At 52.4% G+C, this 18,935-nt stretch carries 16 protein-coding genes, 1 tRNA gene and 1 pseudogene; 8 read left to right on the top strand and 10 right to left on the bottom strand.

The features are described 5' to 3' along the window. The first annotated feature begins 310 nt into the window (after positions 1-310). On the top strand, positions 311-1,909 hold the full coding sequence (locus tag HKD42_RS04040; protein WP_170010525.1) for a hypothetical protein: 1,599 nt from the start codon (positions 311-313) through the stop codon (positions 1,907-1,909). Positions 1,910-2,026: 117 nt separating this feature from the next. Here the strand turns inward: HKD42_RS04040 and HKD42_RS04035 are convergent, their stop codons facing one another. The 5 genes from HKD42_RS04035 to HKD42_RS04015 all read right to left on the bottom strand — a co-directional run bounded on the left by HKD42_RS04035 (position 2,027) and on the right by HKD42_RS04015 (position 6,610). Next, positions 2,027-2,350, bottom strand: coding sequence for a DUF736 domain-containing protein (locus tag HKD42_RS04035; protein ID WP_170010523.1), 324 nt, complete (start codon positions 2,348-2,350; stop codon positions 2,027-2,029). A gap of 696 nt (positions 2,351-3,046) precedes the next feature. Next, the gene (locus tag HKD42_RS04030; protein ID WP_170010521.1) at positions 3,047-4,840 is read right to left on the bottom strand and encodes a ParB/RepB/Spo0J family partition protein; all 1,794 of its coding nucleotides are present in this window, start codon (positions 4,838-4,840) and stop codon (positions 3,047-3,049) included. Between the two features lie 156 nt (positions 4,841-4,996). Continuing rightward, positions 4,997-5,368 carry a DUF2958 domain-containing protein gene (locus HKD42_RS04025; protein ID WP_170010519.1) on the bottom strand — a complete coding sequence of 124 codons (372 nt, stop codon included), beginning with the start codon at positions 5,366-5,368 and terminating at the stop codon, positions 4,997-4,999. 13 nt (positions 5,369-5,381) lie between these two features. Beyond that, complete coding sequence (locus HKD42_RS04020; RefSeq protein WP_170010517.1) at positions 5,382-5,597, bottom strand: hypothetical protein; 216 nt, start codon at positions 5,595-5,597, stop codon at positions 5,382-5,384. After that, positions 5,594-6,610, bottom strand: coding sequence for an ArdC family protein (locus HKD42_RS04015; protein ID WP_170010515.1), 1,017 nt, complete (start codon positions 6,608-6,610; stop codon positions 5,594-5,596). The genes HKD42_RS04020 and HKD42_RS04015 overlap by 4 nt, the downstream gene beginning before the upstream one ends. A 734-nt stretch (positions 6,611-7,344) precedes the next feature. Here HKD42_RS04015 and HKD42_RS04010 point away from each other — a divergent pair. Further along, positions 7,345-7,968: a hypothetical protein gene (locus HKD42_RS04010; protein ID WP_170010513.1), complete on the top strand. Its 624-nt coding sequence runs from the start codon at positions 7,345-7,347 to the stop codon at positions 7,966-7,968. 3 nt (positions 7,969-7,971) lie between these two features. Here the strand turns inward: HKD42_RS04010 and HKD42_RS04005 are convergent, their stop codons facing one another. Together HKD42_RS04005 and HKD42_RS13465 are read right to left on the bottom strand one after the other, a co-directional pair. Beyond that, the gene (locus HKD42_RS04005) at positions 7,972-9,531 is read right to left on the bottom strand and encodes a hypothetical protein (RefSeq protein WP_246236720.1); all 1,560 of its coding nucleotides are present in this window, start codon (positions 9,529-9,531) and stop codon (positions 7,972-7,974) included. 108 nt (positions 9,532-9,639) lie between these two features. Next, positions 9,640-9,810: pseudogene (locus tag HKD42_RS13465) on the bottom strand (competence protein CoiA family protein); the annotation flags it as partial. Positions 9,811-9,980: 170 nt separating this feature from the next. Here HKD42_RS13465 and HKD42_RS04000 point away from each other — a divergent pair. The 6 genes from HKD42_RS04000 to HKD42_RS03975 all read left to right on the top strand — a co-directional run bounded on the left by HKD42_RS04000 (position 9,981) and on the right by HKD42_RS03975 (position 16,228). Beyond that, on the top strand, positions 9,981-10,598 hold the full coding sequence (locus HKD42_RS04000; RefSeq protein WP_170010509.1) for a type IV toxin-antitoxin system AbiEi family antitoxin domain-containing protein: 618 nt from the start codon (positions 9,981-9,983) through the stop codon (positions 10,596-10,598). 4 nt (positions 10,599-10,602) lie between these two features. Beyond that, the gene (locus HKD42_RS03995) at positions 10,603-11,454 is read left to right on the top strand and encodes a nucleotidyl transferase AbiEii/AbiGii toxin family protein (protein ID WP_246236718.1); all 852 of its coding nucleotides are present in this window, start codon (positions 10,603-10,605) and stop codon (positions 11,452-11,454) included. A 170-nt stretch (positions 11,455-11,624) separates the two neighbouring features. Continuing rightward, positions 11,625-12,902: a DUF2130 domain-containing protein gene (locus HKD42_RS03990; RefSeq protein ID WP_246236712.1), complete on the top strand. Its 1,278-nt coding sequence runs from the start codon at positions 11,625-11,627 to the stop codon at positions 12,900-12,902. 13 nt (positions 12,903-12,915) lie between these two features. Further along, a complete protein-coding gene (locus HKD42_RS03985; RefSeq protein ID WP_170010505.1) occupies positions 12,916-14,142 on the top strand; it encodes an SIR2 family protein in 1,227 nt (408 codons plus the stop codon). Beyond that, a complete protein-coding gene (locus tag HKD42_RS03980) occupies positions 14,132-16,009 on the top strand; it encodes an ATP-binding protein (RefSeq protein WP_170010503.1) in 1,878 nt (625 codons plus the stop codon). The genes HKD42_RS03985 and HKD42_RS03980 overlap by 11 nt, the downstream gene beginning before the upstream one ends. A gap of 15 nt (positions 16,010-16,024) precedes the next feature. Further along, complete coding sequence (locus HKD42_RS03975) at positions 16,025-16,228, top strand: KTSC domain-containing protein (protein ID WP_246236711.1); 204 nt, start codon at positions 16,025-16,027, stop codon at positions 16,226-16,228. A gap of 223 nt (positions 16,229-16,451) precedes the next feature. On the opposite strand, the gene HKD42_RS03970 is transcribed toward HKD42_RS03975, so the two are convergent. The 3 genes from HKD42_RS03970 to HKD42_RS03960 all read right to left on the bottom strand — a co-directional run bounded on the left by HKD42_RS03970 (position 16,452) and on the right by HKD42_RS03960 (position 18,930). Then, positions 16,452-16,536, bottom strand: a tRNA-Leu gene (locus HKD42_RS03970). Positions 16,537-16,597: 61 nt separating this feature from the next. Next, entirely contained in the window at positions 16,598-17,872 is a 1,275-nt protein-coding gene (locus tag HKD42_RS03965; RefSeq protein WP_246236709.1) for a site-specific integrase, read from the bottom strand. Between the two features lie 236 nt (positions 17,873-18,108). Continuing rightward, positions 18,109-18,930: an inositol monophosphatase family protein gene (locus HKD42_RS03960; protein ID WP_170010499.1), complete on the bottom strand. Its 822-nt coding sequence runs from the start codon at positions 18,928-18,930 to the stop codon at positions 18,109-18,111. Positions 18,931-18,935 lie beyond the last annotated feature (5 nt).

Here is an 18,935-nt window from a genome sequence, read left to right as displayed (position 1 = left end):
TCCTGCAATTAAGACAAATACCCTAAAACCCCCTAAGAAAAGCGCATCAAAAGCGGCAATCTTTATCAAAGATGAAGGCCGCTTTTGATGCGCTCGGGGGTTAGGTTTTTGAGTGCTCCTGTGAAGCGGGGCTTCTCATACGGGCAGAGGATCGCCGCACGATTTCGTGCTGGCGGCTGGCGGTCGCGCGCTTTCATTTGGCGATCTCGGCGACGGTGCGACCGCAGCCGCTGAAGGTGTTGGCGTTAACAGCCGCTCTTCGAACTAGTTATTGGTTTCAAAATTGAAGAGCAGTTCGTAAATAGGGAGAATGAAGAATAGAAAACTAAATTCAGACCAGTTGGGTAAAAAGGGCGAAAGCCGGTTTCCCGAGCTTTGCATTGATGCTGATTTGACACCCAACGCCGCTACATGGGACCGAAAAGGGTGGGACTTTATTCTCGATTGGCCGCATCCAAAAAACTCAAAAGCTTTTGACAATCGTCCAGCCCCACTTTCTTGCCTTGTTCAACTCAAGACGGTCTGGACGTCTTCATCTTCGATTAAACTGCGGCTCTCATCAGTCGAGCATATTGCGAAGAAAAACGAGCCTGCGTTTATTTATGTTTTGCGCGCTAATGATGACCTCACGTTTAGGGATGCTTTGATAGTCCATCTGGACGGCGACTTCTTAGCTATGGTGCTGAAAAAGCTCCGCCAAGCTCGCGCCGACGGAAAAAAGCCCAACGAAGTCTTTATTACAGTTTCATTGAAAAAGTGGTTTATTCCGCTCAGTGCCGATGGCGCGAGCCTGCGATCCTGGATTGAAACGAGCGTCGGGCCGTCAACGGTTGAATGCGCGGACCTCAAACAGAAGCAGTTGAGTAATCTAGGTTACGAAACTGGAGGTAAATTTTTGCACACAACCTTCAAAGGTGAGAACGCCGAACATTTGATTGACGCCTTTTTAGGACTTCGTCCAATTGAAGTAACTAACATCAGCGCAACTGAGAAAAGGTTCGACATCGAACTGCCAGATACCGATTTTACTCCCGATTTAGGCACCATGCATATCTCACCTTCGCCAAGGGACACTTGCAACATACTAGTCGAAGATGACGGTTTTGAAGCTCCGCTCCTATTTAGAGCGAAAATATTTGGAGTTCCAGATTCACTTTTACCTGAGAATCACTTGAAACTGCTCGTTCGCGCAGATCTTTTCGATCTGGTACTCTATGCTGATTTTTCTGGATCCGGGCGTCCATTAGTAACTCTAACGTTTAAGACAGATACTAAGAAGATTTCTAAAGTTAAGGCGAGCGCGTCGGAATGGTCCTCTTTTTACGGGTTCATGGCGGCGCTCGGCGAACGAACGCTTAAAATAGAAATCCAACCAAAGAAAATGCCTCAATTCCTTTCGGGGAGCATTTCGCTACATCAGGAAGGCTTTGCGCAGCGTTGGCAGTATCCCGCCCGCTTAAGCTCTATCGCAGAGACCATATTACGAAAAACAGCTTCGCCAAATTTTAAGCTACGTAACGATGACATAGCTCAGGCGTGTCAACCACTTGAAGTTCTTGACGCCATGATCGGCGATCCAGCATCATTGAGCGCTTTGACGTTCACGACTGAACCGATGGATGGACCTTCAGATGGTGATGTGCATGAGATGCTATACATCGACCGCTTCAAATTAGGAAGTTGGGCCATTGCCTATGCGGTTCAAATTCAAGTAAAAGCGACCTGCAAAGAAAGCGAAATTGTCTGGACAGGTTCGGTGCCCAATTTTCGGCATGTTGGGCGTATCAAGCAGACAAACCAAGCATATTCACGTTACATTGAAAAGGTGCGCAACTTAACTGGAGTTCAAAGTCACTTCGCAGCGCGCACGATCGCAATGACCCGAACCGGTGAACTACCGAATCCCTGAGCGATTAACGGCGCTTTGTGATGAACCTATTGGAGACGTAATAGCAGAATTTCTAAAGTCTGCGCTAACGTCACAAAGCCCCAACCGGCAGAGCCGGTCGGGGCGTAAGCGTTTAGATCAGTTGCCGTTCGATGTGCGGGCGCGTGACCAGATGAGGTTGTGTGTCTTGCCATCTTCATCGGCAAACAGGCTGGCGAAGATTGGAGCGTTGAAGCTGGGATCGTCGAGTTTGATCGAAAGATAGTCGCGATCTTCCTTGCTGGTCTTTGCCCAGGCTGCTCCGATTTCTGCCTTTGCCACGAACACCCGGTGGGTCGGTGCGTTTTCATTCTCGCTTGGTTCTTCGGCGACGATGGTGACGTTCTTCTTCTGCAACATCACGGTGACGATTTCGCCGCGATAGTCGTTGCCTGACTTTTTGAATGTTCCGATATTTGCCATGATACTTCTCCTTGGTTTGGTCGAACCCGCGCTCATTCGCGGCCTCGATGGCTGATTTCAGGCAGGGGCTTGAACCGATGCACGCACTCAGGGTCCCATTCGGCTTGCCGAATGGGTGGTGGGCCGAAACGAAGTGGAGGACGGTGCAGACCGGGGTTTCTTGTTCCCGCGAGGAATGCGCGTAGCGCAGGGGAAGAAACTTTGGGCTGCACCGTTGCAGCTAGGGGCAAGAGGCGCAGCCGTCCCCTGCCAATCAAAGCCATTGACGAGGACGTAAATGAGTGCGGCTGGCCAATAATGCCAAGGAGATTTGGCCAATATCTGACTGCGTTCAATGTCTGGCTCATAGACTCCGGTCGATGTGGCGTGGTCTGTTTGCGGAACGGAGCGTTTCCCCCATGCTGACACAAACCGAACACATGAAAGCACACGGATGCGCTAGGCTACGATGGAAATGGCCAATCGGGCTAACTGCCAATGACCACAGCAAAGCCGCGACCATTTCGGCCATCGGGACGCTCATAGCGCGCCAATACTGCCAGCCTGTTCGTTGGAGGCGATGGCGCTTCCACCAACAGATAAAGCGCAGCCCCGCCCAACGACGACTGCACCCATAACGCTGCCCCAACCGGCTCTGCCGGTCGGGGCTTTACGGTGATTTTGGAGCGGGCGACTGCAAAGCCGCCCGCCTATGCTTCAAGCCGCAATGCGTTCGGCCTCGCCTGTTGTGGACGCAGTTTCGTCGGCATCCTGCGGTTCCGGCTCGGATGGCTCGTCCTCTTCCATCAGCCACTTGGCTCTTTCAGCAGCGGCCACCGTTCCGACACCGCCGCGCTCGGTGTAGGCCGATGGCGGAAACGCCATCCAGCGCGGAACCCACGCTTCCTGTTTTGCGCGGCCATTCTCGCCGGTCAGATGGTCACTGATAATCCCCTTCACTGTCTTGGTCTTTTCGCTGGCGTTCGCAGCAGCAATGCTGGCCCCGCCAACTTCGCCCAAAAGCGCGGTCAAGACTTCACGGTCACGGACAAAATCAAAGAACGCTTCATCGGCTGTCCAGTAATCCACCATCTCGACATCAAGATGGACGCCCAAGGTTTCGACCAGTTCGCTGCCAGCGGCCAACGTTTCGGCCATGACCACACCCAATATCTCCATCACGACAGCATCGGGCACATCGAGCAGGCGAAGCAACAAGCCGCTCATACCGTTGCGCGTCTCGTGGCCGAGCGTAACGGTGGGTTCGTCGGCGTCAAAGCCAAGCACCGCCAGCACCGCACGGCGGCGCTCGTCAAAACGCGCTTCCGCCACACTGGTTTCGATGCTTTCGGTGATAGCTTCCTTGCGGCTGCGCTGCTCCTGCGCTTTCACATTCCACAATGGCGAACCGCAAATCGCATGGGCCACCATGACGCGCAGCGCGACGTAAGGGCTGGCGGCGAGTTCACAGCGGACAGCAGCGTGGCGGTGCAGATCGACATATTCCGCCATTGGTCCGGTAATTTCGGGACGCGCTGGTTTATCCGCTTTGCTGTCCGTCTGTCCGGTTTCCCGCACCCGCGCTTCCTTGGCGGTCAGATAGCCTTCGTGGAACGTCACCTCGCCCTTGGCGCTGACATCAATATAGACGCGGCCTCCTTTGCGCTTGGTGGTCTTTTCATGGTCCCACGTCTGGAAATAGCTGTCTTGCGGGATGACCTGCACATCGCTCCAGCCATCCTCCAGATATGCCGCTTTCTTCGTCTCGATGGCGGCTGTCTGCGCTTCCCAAAACTGGTCGGCATCGGCAAAATAGCCATCTTCGGCAAACAGGTCAGACACAACCTGCCCCTTGAACTCCGCCATATCAAAGATCGCAGCGGACGTGGAAATCGACGCGCCGCCAAACAGCCATGCCTTGAGCTGGCTCCCGCGCGGCGCATAGGCTTCTTCATCTTTGAACAAAGCCAGCCATGCCTTTTGCTGCGCCTTGCTGGCCAAGGTCAGGTGGCGCACGGTGGCGGCATCAATTTCTTCACGGCGATAGGCGTTACGAATGGGCGGCAACAGATTGCCAAGAGCAAGAATGCGCCCCACGGTCTTTTCATCCATCCCGAATGTATCGGCAATCTCGCTGGCCTTTCGGCCCTTCTTAACCAATTGCGTAAACTGCTCCCACTGCGTAACCTCGTCGGGATTTTCGCGAACAAGGTTTTCAATGAGTGACGCTTCCAAAGCGGCGGCATCGTCGCCTTCTTCGAGTATCGCGCAGGGGAGCGGTCCATCGCTGCCGCCTTCTTCGGCCACGGTGGTTGCAGCATGATAGCGCCGCCGTCCCGCAACAATCTCAAAACTATCGGCGCTGCCGTTGGGACGAACCAAGAGCGGCACAAGAACGCCGCGCACCCGCACCGAGGGCAATATATCGCTAATGTCGGGCGGCTTTTTGGCGTTTCGCATATTGGCCGGTGACACCGAGAGTTTGGCGAGGTCTATATTTTCGAGTTGCATTGATATTCTCCTTCGTGAGTTTCTAGTGGTTGGCCCCGCTCCCGTTGCATACGGGGGTGGCGGTGGAAGCGGGGCCGGTGGTCCGCATGGCGGGATTGCCATGCGGGGTCTGCCGCGCCTTGACCGGAGGGGTGGGCAAGGCGGCGGAAGGGGGTGTTATTCATGGGCTTGGGCCAAAGCGGCGGCTTCAAGCCGCGCTTCATCCTCGGTGATGCGCCCGACCAGTCGGGCCGCATCGGCGTAAACGGTGAGCGGAAAGCGCGCTTCAAAATGCAGATCGCGCTCGATGGACAAGCCAAATGGTAAGGTCAGAGATGCAATCTCGGACAGGCTGACTGATCCGAGTTCAGCGCAGCCGAACCCCAGATCGGCCAGACCGAACAAGGTATCGCCATCGCTATCCAGTTCCGAAAGCAGCCAAGTGGCTGCGCCAACCGGATTGAAGAATTTGACAACGGGCACATGATCGCCGCGATTCTGGCCGTTGGCGACCAGGCGTTTTCTGTGATCTTGGGTGAGTAGCATCATGGCAAAACTCCTTTCAGAACATCTCGATCTGGTTGCGGCTATTGGTGTCGAACAGGCCGTGATCGGCGGGCCGCTGGGCCTTTTTGGGTTCCATCGGCGCGTTGGCGCGCATCGCCAGCCTCTCGGCTGGCGTGATCGGCGCAACGCCGGACACCAAAGTCTGGACACCGATTGGCGTCTGCTCCGCTTCCAGCGGCGCGGCGGCATCATCTGGCGCTACCCTGCTCATGCCGCGCACTCCGAACGGAAAGGCACTTGGTCGGTAAACGCCAGCAGATAATCCGCCGCCTTGCTGGCCTGACTGGCGGCTTTGAAAATGGCGCGATTGTCCTGCCGTAATACCGCCAGCCATGAGCCGAGATAATCGGCATGGCGAACGGTCGGCACGATGCCGAGCGCCGCGCAGAGAAAGGCGGAGGCCAGTTCGGCGCACAGTTCCTCCCGCGCATAGAGCGCGGTCCCGAAACTACCCGACTGGTCGCGGCCAAGGCGGGTCTTGTGACCCGTCCAATGACCAAGTTCGTGCAAGGCCGTGCGGTAATAGTCGATTTGATTAGTAAAAGCTGGCTGCGGGGGAACCTGCACAAAATCGGCACCAACATTGTAAAAGGCTTTCGTCCCGCCCGTCCTAAAATCCGCTTTTGTCGCGTCAATCAGAGCCTCGGCCTGATCGTGCAATTCGCGTTCCGGCAAAGGCGCGGGTTCGGCGGTCAACCGCTCCGGCAAGCCATCGCACTGCGCGGCATTAAATACCGTAAAGCGTTTGAGAAACGGAATCGAGCGCGGTGCATCGCTGTCACCAACGCCGCCCTCGCCTTCCTGTTTTCTGTCATCATCTGGCGTGAAGCGGTCGGCGTAAAAGATCGTCCGGCCCTTCTCGCCCTTGCGGACGCATCCGCCAGCGGCCAAGGCTTGCCGGAATGTCAGCCAGTCCTGCGAGGGATAGCCGCCATCAATGACAGCGCCCCACAGAATAAGAATATTGATGCCCGAATAATGCCGCCCCGAAATCGCGTTGCGCGGCAATCCGGTCACGGCGTTGCCGCTGTTCCAAGGCTTCACCCAAGGAAAAATGCCTTCCTCAAGCTGCGCGATAATCTGCGCGGTCACTTCATCATAAAGTGACACTTTCGGCTCTGCCCTACCGCCACGGCGGGTCTTGCGCGCCGTGCGCGAAGCGCGCTTAGCCTTCGCATTCCTGCCCGTGCCGCTATCCGAAATCCTAGAATTTTCATGCAACATAACCGCCTCCATCGCCCCAAAACTGCCGCAACCGGCCCCGGAGAGGCGGGGTGGGCGGCAAGAGCGACCAGAAAGGCCCGCATCAAGCGGTCAGGCGCACCCGAAGGGATGGAACAAAGAGGAATACCCGGTCCTGAAAGGCCGGGTTGCGCCTGAGCGCGGCGGGCCTAGCCGGGAGCGCCGCCCACCCCGACTCGTCGGAGCCGGAAAACAACGCCGGCGCGTCCGCGCCGTCCATATCAATCGCAAACAATCGCGATTATCCTATCCGCGAAGCGGCCTGATAAAGACGGCACCCTTGCACGGCGCGACGCCGTGCGGTGGTGTGCGCGCGCAAATGTGCGCCAGCGCCCACCGGGCAAGGAGAGAGGCAAGAGTGCCTGCGGGTCAGAAAAAAAAGCCGCACCCTCAAGGAGCGCAGCGGGAAAGAGTGCGTCCTTAAAAAATCCCGCTCATTTTCCACGCTCCCGATCGTCACCCGTATGGGCCAAGACTATAGGCTTGGTTCGCGCAGCGAATAGAGCGGGTCGCCGCCAGGCAGCGCCCGTAGCCAGCATGAAATGGCAATTCACGCTCACTACCGAACACCTATATATGCTCAAATCTAACAAAATCTAATATCTATGCGTGTTCAAAAACTACTGTTTTGGACGAAAGCACAAATTCAAAAACCGGATCGACTGATCCTTCAAAATCAACTTTTGATCGACATGTAGGTCATGCTAAGAATTGTCATGCCTGAACTATTGCCCGCGATTGATATAGCTGTAGCTATTGAGCCTTCTGATTTCCTCGGAAGGATGGCCGAAATAGGAAGGAAATCAGATCATTTTGATGTAGAGGATATGCGAGAAAGTGCGGGTAGCCCGGACCTTGAGATTATCAATTTCCGATTCAAGGAAGAAAATCCTCATGACAGACTTGGTTTCCAGCTGATAGCGCACCGAGACAATTCAAATCGCATAGCTGTCGAAGTCAGAGCCAGCGATTGGTCTCCTGACCCGCCTACGCGCAACGTGTATTGCGAGGCTGCCAAGCACCTAACAAGCGAATTGCTCAAAGTTTACAACAAGACTTACGGCGCTCGGCTGCGCCTGCGCATAGTTTCAAACGACCATCACCGATTTACCATGACGAAGCGCACAGCCTCGCTCCTTGATAGTTTTATGGTCTTGGCGAACACATCATCATTGCACCCATTGGATTGGAGAAGATTCTACGCGCTGGTGCGGGAAGGTCGGCAGGAGATTCCTCAAGGCGAGCTCAGAGCTGCTCTGCGCAAAGCTGGCTTTTCGGCAGAGAAAGCGGTTTGCCTTTCAGAACTTTATGAGCATTTATGGGCGTTCAAGCGCCTGTAGCTATTACAGTTTAGATGGCATGATATCTTTGCATATTCGCAAAGTCCGTTCATCCACGCAAAAATCAAATGGTCGTTGACCACCCAGTTTAGGATGGGATGATCTGCACCACAGGTTTGCCCTGGCTGGATCGCTAGTTCGCTTGCTAGCTAATTCCGCCAGTTCCGCGCAATTCTTTTCCAGCATCGTTTTTTGCCGTGCTTCCGCGGCATTGCGGTCGGCGGCGTCTTTTCGTTGCCGATGCAAGCGCTGTAATTCTTCAAGGGCTTGCTCAAGTCCATCATCTGAAGCCTCTACTACCACGAGCGGTGTCTGATCTTGAAAATGTTTACATCCGGTTTCAAGCCAGAGCTGGGCTTCGGTTCCAAAAACCAGTTCAGCCTTCTGGCGCAACGATAGAATTCTGCTTTCGCGTTGGGACCGCTCCAATTCAGCCAGGCGCCTTTGTTCCTTTTCGATCCGCCGCTTGGCTTGTGACTGCTCCTGTCGCTCATATTCGGCCAGCAATGGCAATTCGAGGAGATCATCAGCAAGAACTTGACCACCGACCACCATTTCGTGAATCTCTTCAAGCAGGGCCGGAGCTTCATCCTCGTCATATCGGGTAACGAACATATCAACCCAACTGCCGCGATCAAATTCGCGATGCTCGTTATTCGGGATATTTGACAATATGTAATCGACCCATTCGGCCATGTCGGCCTTGCGTTCACGCTCACGATCCCATGCAGTTTCTTGCTCTTTCCGGTGATGGATTGCGCTTCCTGACGGCAGCCAGTTCTTGCCAACCACACGCTTGTCGAACATCCAATGGTGAGCTTTGAGCCATTTCAGATAATTGTGGACGGTATGCCAAGCAGGCTGGAATTCAGGAAATTCCTCTTTCATGCGACCGGCGACCTCGGTCGATATTCTGTTCAAACCGGGACGCACAAGATCCTTGACACAAGCGAGGGCTTCTTTTGTCTCGAATGCGCGTGTTGAACCGGCGACACCATCCCACAAGAATCCATTCACAATCCGGGATTGCCAAAATTCCGGTGCAACAAGAAAGCATCCCGCGCCTTTCGGCATATGGGCTATCATGGAGTGAAATCCGCGCTTCCTCGCAAGAGCCTGTTCAGCAAGCAGTTGCGCGCTTGGGGCGCTGTAAGATTTGGGGATTGCTTTCCAGACTTTTGAAATTCTGGTGAACTCGGCGTCAATTTCGGCGGCTCGTTTTTCAGCTTGCCGCGTAGCTGTTACGGCCATTTCGCGCTCGGCCTCTGATGCCTTCACATTGTGCAACCATTCCCGAGGTGCAGTTTCAAGGATCGCTAGTTCCCATTCTGCTCGGTCATCCCAATCGAGCTTTGAAAGATCGATCTCGATGGACGAGATGCCGCGCGTCCTGAGCTTTTCGAGCTTGATGGTATCAACCTTGTGCCGGACATATATTTCGACATGCAAGATTTTCCCGCCTTTGGCGATCAAGAGCAGATCGGGGCGGACGTTTCCGTCCGCCTTTTCGACTTTGACTTCGGCAAATTGGAATTTTCTTCGCGCTGAAATGCGCTTGGTCACTTCCGCTGCGTTTGCGTCAACTTCGGGAATCCAACACCAAAGGCGTTCGGCTAATAGAGATTTTGCATAAAAATGAAGTTCCGACTCAGGGCTTGGACGACAATTGGTTGGTGCATGATGCGCAAAATGCCATTTTACCTTCAGCCCTTGCTTGGCAATGACATGCTGTTCGCATTCGAAGCAAACACAGCGACATTTTAGACCATTTGCTACATCCTGGACGTCTGCTCGATGACCATCAGGTCCAATCGCTTGTGTCGGATGCCAATCGTTGCTCATAATATTCCAGTCTGGAGGAATGAAACAGGTTTTTGCCAATTCGAGGAAACAGGATCAATGATTTCCCATCTATAATCTAAATGCCTTCTAAAAACGCGCACTTTACCTGCGCATACCTTAGTGATACAAAACCTCACAGTCCAGGCCCAGAGATTGGTGGTTTTATATCAATGCCGACAACCGGTACACAGCGCGATCTAGCAAAAACAGTCCTTGGTAAGCAGGGGATCGTCCGTCTGTCCGAGTTTAAGGCAGCAGGAATCACAGCAGCGACCATTGGCCGTATGCTGGACGATGGCGAGGTCGTTCGCCTCTCAAGGGGCATGTACCAGCTGCCGGACGCACCGCTTGATGCTAATCATAGCCTAGCGGAAGCGGCAAAACGTGTTCCGAAGGGAGTCATTTGCCTTGTGTCCGCCCTCGCCTATCATGAACTGACCGATCAGCTGCCCCGATCTGTGTGGATGGCAATCGGCGCCAATGATTGGACGCCAAAGGATGGCAATCCGCCACTCAAAACCGTGCGTTTCACCGAGGCCCTGCTCAAAGATGATGTCATGGACGTTTCAATCGAGGGCGTCCCGGTGAAGGTTTTCGGCGTTGCGAAAACCATCGCAGATTGTTTCCGCCATCGCCGTACCGTTGGGCAATCGGTAGCGCTAGAAGGGTTGCAAGAGGCAATCCGGCAGCGCAAAGCAACAGCGTCTGAAATCGCGCATCATGCTGAGCGCGGCGGCGTGGCCACTGTGATCCGGCCTTATCTTGAGGCGCTAACGGCCAATGGCTAAGGAAATGAAAAACATCGGCGCTTCGGTGCGCGCGCGGCTTTTGAACATTGCGCGTGACCAAAATCAAACCTTCAATTTCGTTCTCAATCGTTATGCGATTGAGCGGCTGCTGTACCGGCTCAGCCAGTCAAAACATGTAGATCGCTTCGTTCTGAAGGGAGCAACGCTTTTGATGACATGGTTCGACGAACCATTCCGAGGCACACAAGACCTTGATCTACTCGGTTATGGCGACCCTGACCCAGATGCGGTGCTGGACCTTTTCCGCGAAATCCTCGCTATCGACGATCAAGACGGGGTACATTTCGACGCTACCGCCGCGCGCATCGACCGTATTCGTGAAGAAGTAGAATATGGCGGCGTGCGCATTCGCACGATTGCCGAGATCGGCGGCGCAAAAGTACCGGTCTCTGTCGATATCGGCTTTGGCGATGCGACGGAACCTGGTGCCGAAAATCTGGACTTCCCCGTCATGCTGGAAATGTCTCCGCCAAAACTGCAAGGCTATGCGCGTGAAACCGTGATTGCAGAAAAGTTTCAGGCGATGGTTTCGCTCGGTCACGCCAACACCCGATTGAAGGACTATTACGACATTTGGATTTTGAGCCAGTCGTTCACATTTGAAGATGGCAGATTGCCGCAGGCCATAGCCGCCACATTCGACCGACGCGGCACGCCCATTCCTGTGGACTTGCCAGACGGGCTCACACCTGAATTCGCAGCAAACGATCAGAAGAAGAAGCAATGGCAGAGCTTTATTGGCGGAGTCGCACTTGACCCTGGAAGCCTGTCGCACGTGGTTGAGAGCATCGCCTCATTTATCATGCCCCATGCCGGATTGGCAGCCAAGCTATGAACGCGATGCTAACGTTATCGCAGTTTGATCGTAAGATATTGAGCTCAAAAGGGTTCGTAGTAGCTCGCCGCCAAGATAGTAATTGCAATAATCGCTAAACTATCACACTTTGAAGTATAGGTTTCGATTACAAAACCTGACCAATTACATATTATTTTCATATGGACTACATGATGGAAGAACCGATTATTGAATGCCCCAATTGCGGGACAAATATAAAGCTTACCGAGTCTTTGGCCGGACCACTTGTTGCAGCTACACGCTCAGAATTTGAGGCCAAACTCGATGCTCAAAAGCAAAAGTTCGAAGCTAGAGAGTTGGCCATTAAATCAAAAGAAGTCGAGCTAGCGGAAGCAGAGACTGCCCTCGATGAGAATGTCAAAGAGCTCGTTAAGGCGGAGCGTGCAAAAATAACCGACGAAGAGAAAAGAAAAGCGCAGCTAATTGCAAACGCTGAGATTGAGGAAAAATCGAAAGAAGTTGTTGAACTAAAGGAGCTGATAAAGCAGCGCACGGAAAAATTGGCAGAGGCTCAAGCTGTTCAAGCAGAGCTGCTAAAAAAAGAGCGATTGCTCGATGACGCCAAGCGAGAATTAGACCTTACTATTGAAAAAAGAGTTCAGGAAAGCATTGTCGCCGTCCGAACCGCCGCGAAGGCAGAAGTTGAAGGTGAGCTAAAGCTCAAAGTTTCCGAGAAAGAAGAGCAAATCCTGTCAATGCAGCGACAGATTGAAGAGTTGAGGCGTAAATCAGAACAAGGTTCACAGCAATTACAAGGAGAAGTGTTAGAGTTAGAGCTTGAAGAGGCTCTTACCGCAAGGTTTCCGGTTGATGATATTGAGCCAGTACCCAAGGGCGAATTTGGTGGCGACGTGATTCAGAAGGTTCGCTCCCCGTCAGGAGCATTTGTTGGAACTATCCTATGGGAATCGAAGAGAACCAGAAACTGGAGTGACGGATGGCTGGCAAAGCTCCGCAATGATCAAAGAACGGCGAACGCCGAAATTTCAATCATCATGTCCACCGCATTGCCAAAAGATATCGAGAATTTTGGTCAAGTAGATGGGGTCTGGGTTTCTGCACCTGCATTTGGTCTTGGATTGGTGGCAGCGCTCCGCCAGACGCTTATCGAAGTGGCAATGACGAAGAGTGCACGCCAAGGCCAAGATACAAAAATGGAGTTAATTTACGACTATTTGACCGGGCCTCGTTTTAGACACCGTGTCGAAGCGATTGTCGAAAAGTTTTCCGACATGAAGGCGGATCTCGACCGCGAGAAAAAAGCGATGACTCGGTTATGGGCGAAGCGAGAGATACAGATACAGAGCGTAATAGAAAGTACGGTCGGTATGTATGGCGATTTTCAGGGAATTGCGGGGCAAGCTCTCCAAGAAATCGAAGGCCTGGAACTACCAATGATAGAATATGACGAAAAGTCGTCAGAATAAGGAATTACGATAAGTGACTACTTCACATGATCCCATTCGGCATTTGAGATATTTACGTCAGTCTCTCTCGCAGGACAACGAATCCATCGGCTTTTTTATCTCAGCAGGATGTCCTCTATCTGTACCGATGCCGGATGATGAGTGGCCACTAATTCCTGATGTGAAGAATCTAACGCTCGCAATCAATGCGGTTTTGGGAGCGAATGCAAAATACACAATGCTGCTCTCTGAGCTGAAGAAAGCCGGTAAAAACACCGAGAATATCGAGGATGTTCTTAGTTTTCTGCGCAGCTTATTGGCCGTTTCGGTTGGTGGCGAAGTCCGGGGTTTAACGGAGGACGATCTGAACCAGCTCGAAAAAGACATCTGCGGCGAAATTGTAAAAAAGTTGAATGTAACGCTGCCCGATGATGAAACGCCTTATCATCGTCTATGTAATTGGGTGCGGTCTATTGACCGCAAGACGGCAATCGAATTTTTTACAACCAATTATGATTTGCTTCTCGAACAGGCCCTCGAAGATTTGGAAGTGCCCTATTTCGACGGTTTTGTAGGATCTCGAAAATCCTTTTTCGATTTGCGAGCCGTTGAGGATAATTTGATCCCAATCCACTGGTCGAGGCTATGGAAAATACACGGGTCAATAAACTGGCATCAAGAAACAAAGGCTGGGGAACGAGCGGTATGCCGGTCGTCTTCCCCTGATGCTGGGGTTTCACATCTTATTTATCCGTCCCATCTCAAATATGAGGAAAGTCGCAAGATGCCATACTTGGCTCTGATCGATCAATTGAACCGGTTTATACGAAGGAAATCATCATTTCTCATTCTCAATGGCTACTCCTTCAATGATGGTCATCTAAACGATGCCATAATCAACGCATTGAAATCCAACCCGACCGGGATGGTTTTGGCACTACAATTTGGTAGTTTCGAAAAAACTGCCGACGAAGGAGGAGGAGAAAGATATCCAAACGCATATCGCCTCGCAAAGAGGCAGCATAATCTGAACGTCTGGACCGATGATAAAGCGATAATCGGAACCAATATTGGCGACTGGTTAAAGACACCGTCAGGACAGGATGATGATAAGGACTTATTGAATTTTGTGCATTCAGGGGACGCGAAAAATGACGCAGGTCAGATAGTACCCAACGTCAAGCTAGGCGACTTTGCAGAGTTCACAAATTTTCTCAAGAAGTTCATCGGTTTAGACGCAGGTGATCCCGTTGATAAATGACGAAAGCTATCTAGGAGACGTCAAAGACGTCAGCGGCACCACTGTCAGAATAGAAATGTCTGCAAAGTCGCTGTCAGGCTTTGTATACATCGATGGCCAAGGATACCGAGCGGGCCAAATAGGAAGTTTTGTTAGAATCCCGATTGGCTTTGACAATCTCTTCGGGATCATCGCTCAGGTCGGTGCTAGCGCAGTGCCTGAAGTCCGCAAGGATATCTTAGATGGGTCACGATGGATGACCGTTCAGTTGATTGGTGAAGGACCGCGCAACGGGACATTCCAGCGCGGATTGTCCCAATATCCTACAATCGGCGATAAGGTTCATTTAGTTTCAGAAAGAGAGCTGAAAGACATATATGGCCAACCGAACAAGCCCTATTTTGTCCGCTTAGGACATATCTCGAATGCTGAATCTATTCCTGCACTAGTAGACATCAATAAGTTAATTACGCGACATTCTGCCGTAGTAGGAACAACCGGTTCGGGAAAATCTACAACCGTTGCAAGTCTCATGAATGCTGTATCCAACGGCAGCGATTACCCCTCTGCACGGATCGTCATGTTGGACCTTCATGGAGAATATGAACAGGCTCTCAAAGACAAAGCCAGCATCTTCAAGATTGCGACAGCATCGCTGAGCTCACAATCACAACAAAAACTCCTCATACCATTTTGGGCGCTTAATTTTGAAGAGCTGTGTCAGGTAGCATTTGGTGAATTCGGTAACGAAAAAGACAAAAATATCGTGATGGAACGGGTCTACAAATACAAGCTGGACTCTCTGAACAAACATCCAAGAAATGGCGTTACCAAAGATACTCTGAGCGTAGATTCTCCTATACCCTTCAGTTTGCATGAACTGTGGCACGAGTTATTCATCGACACATTCGGAACTTATCACAACCCAAAAGGGAGAGTCGGAGACCCCAGAGATAATCTGGCTTACGAGACCGACTCAAAAGGTAAGGAACTAAAGGGCGATCCATATCTCGGAATACCTCCGACCTTCAAAACTGTTCTCACCGACGCTGGTGCAGACAAAATAAACTACTTGCCCGGCGCTTTAGGACTCGGAAAGCAAGTGCTTTTGCTCGGCACCAAGCTGCGTATTCCCCGCTACAATTTTATTTTTCGCCCAGAACAATTTTTGCCAGAGGCGGATGGAAAGATCGCAAATGACATTGACGAGCTGCTAAAAGATTGGATTGGAAGCCAGCATCCGATTTCAATTTTGGACCTCTCCGGCGTCCCTGCAGACATATTGCAGACCACGATTGGGGTACTTCTACGCTTACTCTATGATGCGATCTTCTGGGGTCGCGATTTATCTCAAGGTGGGCGCCATAGACCGCTGTTGATCGTCATGGAAGAAGCACACATTTACCTGAATGATGGAGCCGACAACATGGCCTCGTCGATCGTCAAGAGAATCGTAAAAGAAGGTCGGAAATACGGCATGGGCGCAATGATTGTGAGCCAGCGGCCCTCAGAAATTGATGCTACGATCTTATCGCAATGTGGTACCTTTTTTGCACTACGCTTGGCCAATTCCTCAGATCGGTCACATATCTCTTCTGCTATGTCTGACAATTTGGACGGCCTGACCGGTATGTTGCCGATACTGCGAACCGGCGAAGCGATCATATTGGGTGAAGCCGTAAAATTGCCAATGCGAACTACCGTTGAGGCGCCTCCAAAGGACAAGCGACCAGACAGCCAAGATCCCATCGTTTACGATGAAGTGCCTTTAGATGAGACGGAGTATCCTGGCGGCTGGGGTATACCTAAAGAGGTTGAACCGCGCTTTGATGAGCTGGTCGAAGCATGGCGCGCTCAAGATCCAAAAATTTCAAGAGTAAAGGAATAGAGTTGAGCCATGGAAATGCATAATGTTGATTCATCGAACGTCGCAGCGGTTGGCTACGAGGAAGATTCACAAACTCTGCAAGTGGAGTTTAATAATGGTGGCACTTATCAATATTTTGATGTGCCGCAGGCAATTTTTGACGGCTTATTAGGCGCAAGCTCGGTTGGACAGTATCTGAACCAACACGTGAAGGGTACATATCGCTACTCGCGAGTGTGAACTTTCTTCAAGTCAGGTCAATTCGGATTGAAGCTAATGACGCTTCGCGGCGTAAATCATCGGCGATGGCTAAATCCCGTCCGCGATTTTTGAGGCCAACATGACAATGCCGTTCGATTGTCATTTCGCGAAAGCGGAGTGCGGGACGTTCGTCCCCAAGCGATCCGCTAATGCAGGCTCCTACCCACCGTGCGGTGGGCTTATCGGAGCCTGCTAAATTAGATGGTGCGGGCGGCGGGAATCGAACCCGCACTCCTCTCGGAACGGGATTTTGAATCCCGCGCGTCTACCAATTCCACCACGCCCGCGTTGTGAGAGGCATATAACGCCGCCGTCATGAGACGCAACGGAAAATATCAAGAATGCAAATTATGCCTTTGGCTTCATAGACTTCTTTGAGGCCGTTAAGGGTTTAGGCCGCGCTCGACGGACGTTGACTGCCGAAGCGTCAATGTTGTTTTTCAAATGCCGTCCGTAATACTTTTCAATCATCTCGACGCTGGTGCGGCAGTTCTTGGCGACCTGATAAATGTCCGCGCCTTCTAGCAATCGAAGGCAGATATAGGTGTGCCGCAAACTGTAACAGGTGCGGACATGCCCATCACGGTCGAATTTCAGATTGAGTTCGTCAAGGACGGTGTTCATCAATTCGCGCGGCGTCTTCCCGAATATCGGGTCGGTCGGCTTAAGCTCTTTGCGATCACGGACGCGCTCGAAGGGCAAGATTGCACCGGGCATCGATTTGCAGAAACCGACACCCCGCTTCCCACGCACCTCTATCTCCAATATGCGCTCGCCCGTCGATTCATCATCCACGATCTTGACGTCGCGAAGCTGAATACGTGCGGACTCATCGGGGCGAAGCCCGGTGTTTCCCATGAACAGAACATAGTCATGAAAAGTCTCGCAGACTTCGCGCCAACGCGGCTTGGGCGGGTTTTTTGCTCGCTCCCGCGTGGCCTCGTAAAGCAGTTTATACTCTTCGGGAGAAAACCAGGCGCGATGCTCCAGCTTGCCTGATGTCTTGTATGGCGCTGACATATCCGGAATTGCAGAAATCCAGCCCTTGCGATTGGCCGTTTTCAATACCTGACGGAGCGTGACGATTTCGCCATGCAAAGTCGCGCGGGCTGGCTTCTTCGGCTTGCCGGTCTTCGCGTCAACACGGGACGTCTGACGGTGAACGCGATAATCTTGCACTTTGCCCGCATTGATGTCTTTGAGCGCGGTATCTCCAAAGAACGGCAGGAGGTGGACGCGGACGTGAATGGACTTCGATTCCACATATCCCTCATTGCGTTCGCCCTGCGTGATAACTTCGAACTCATCGAGAAATGCTTTGGCGGCATCCTCGAAACTGGGACCAGTTGGGGTTCGGCGCAGGCGGCCATCGATCGCTTGGCCAAGTCCGGGGACAGGTTCGGTGACTTGCTGCTGGAGAGGATTCGCCAGTATGGCCAGTCCGCCACGTCGGCGCTGACGATCCTCGACGCATTTTTCCATATACCAGTCGCGCGCAAAATCCTTAGCGGCAGCAAGGTTCATCTCTTTGGTTGTCTGCCGATGATTGCGGCTGCCCAAATAGGTTGAGCATTGCCAGAAGCGACTATTCTCACGCCGATAAACGTGAAGCGCGCCATCCATCAGAGCGTAGCTTTCAGCTGTCATAACGAAACTCCAAAATGTGTAAGACATGTGTAAGTCTTTTTGGAAGTCTCGTCCTTGCTCAAACCGTTGGTATTAAAGGGTTTTTGGCTAATATTTTAAGGTAGAACTCAATTTTGAGTGCGGCGCGTCTACCAATTCCACCACAGGGGCATCCCGTGTTGCGGAAAGAGCGCTTAGCGAGCGATCACGCCCGCTTCAAGCACCATTTCCACTTATACCTTAATTGCACCCGCCAAAAGCTTGTGCATCTTTGAATGCAGCGCATCATTCGCCGCCAATATCTGCTTTGAATGGATCGGTTCGGACCGGCCGCGATAATCGCTGACAAAACCGCCAGCCTCACGGATCAGCAAACATCCGGCTGCTGTATCCCAATCATTCAGCCCGCTTTCCCAGAAACCATCATAGCGGCCTGCTGCCAGCCATGCGAGATCGAGCGACGCTGCACCGTTCCTGCGGATACCTGCCACTTGCGGTCCGATGGCACCAAAAATCTTGGTCCATTGTGCAAAATCACCATGGCCCTGGAATGGAATACCTGTCGAAATCAACGCGTCGGACAAGTTGCGGCGGGCAGAGACGCGCAAACGGCCATCGTGAAGCCACGCACCGCGGCTTTTTTCCGCCCAATATGTCTCATCCGTTACCGGATTATAGATAACCGCAGCGAAGACATCGCCCCAACCCTGTCCGCCGAGCTTTGGCTCTTGCGCTGCAATAGAGATCGCAAAGTGCGGGATGCCGTGCAGAAAGTTGCTGGTCCCATCAAGCGGATCAATGATCCAACGCGGCATATCCGGCGCGCCCTCGATTACACCTGCCTCTTCCAGCACAAAGCCCCAGTCAGGGCGGGCAGCAAGCAGTTCATCATACAAAGTGCGTTCCGATCGCATATCCGCCTTGGATACAAAATCAGCAGGCCCTTTGCGGCTTACTTGCAAATGTTCAACTTCGCCGAAATCGCGCCGTAAACGATGCCCCGCCTTACGCGCGGCGCGTTCCATCACGCGAATAATTCCCGATACTGCCGCCATGATTA

It is taken from the genome of Pontixanthobacter rizhaonensis, from assembly GCF_012972675.1.
Taxonomy (GTDB): Bacteria; Pseudomonadota; Alphaproteobacteria; order Sphingomonadales; family Sphingomonadaceae; genus Pontixanthobacter; species Pontixanthobacter rizhaonensis.
This window is presented reverse-complemented; position numbering and strand designations above follow the sequence as displayed.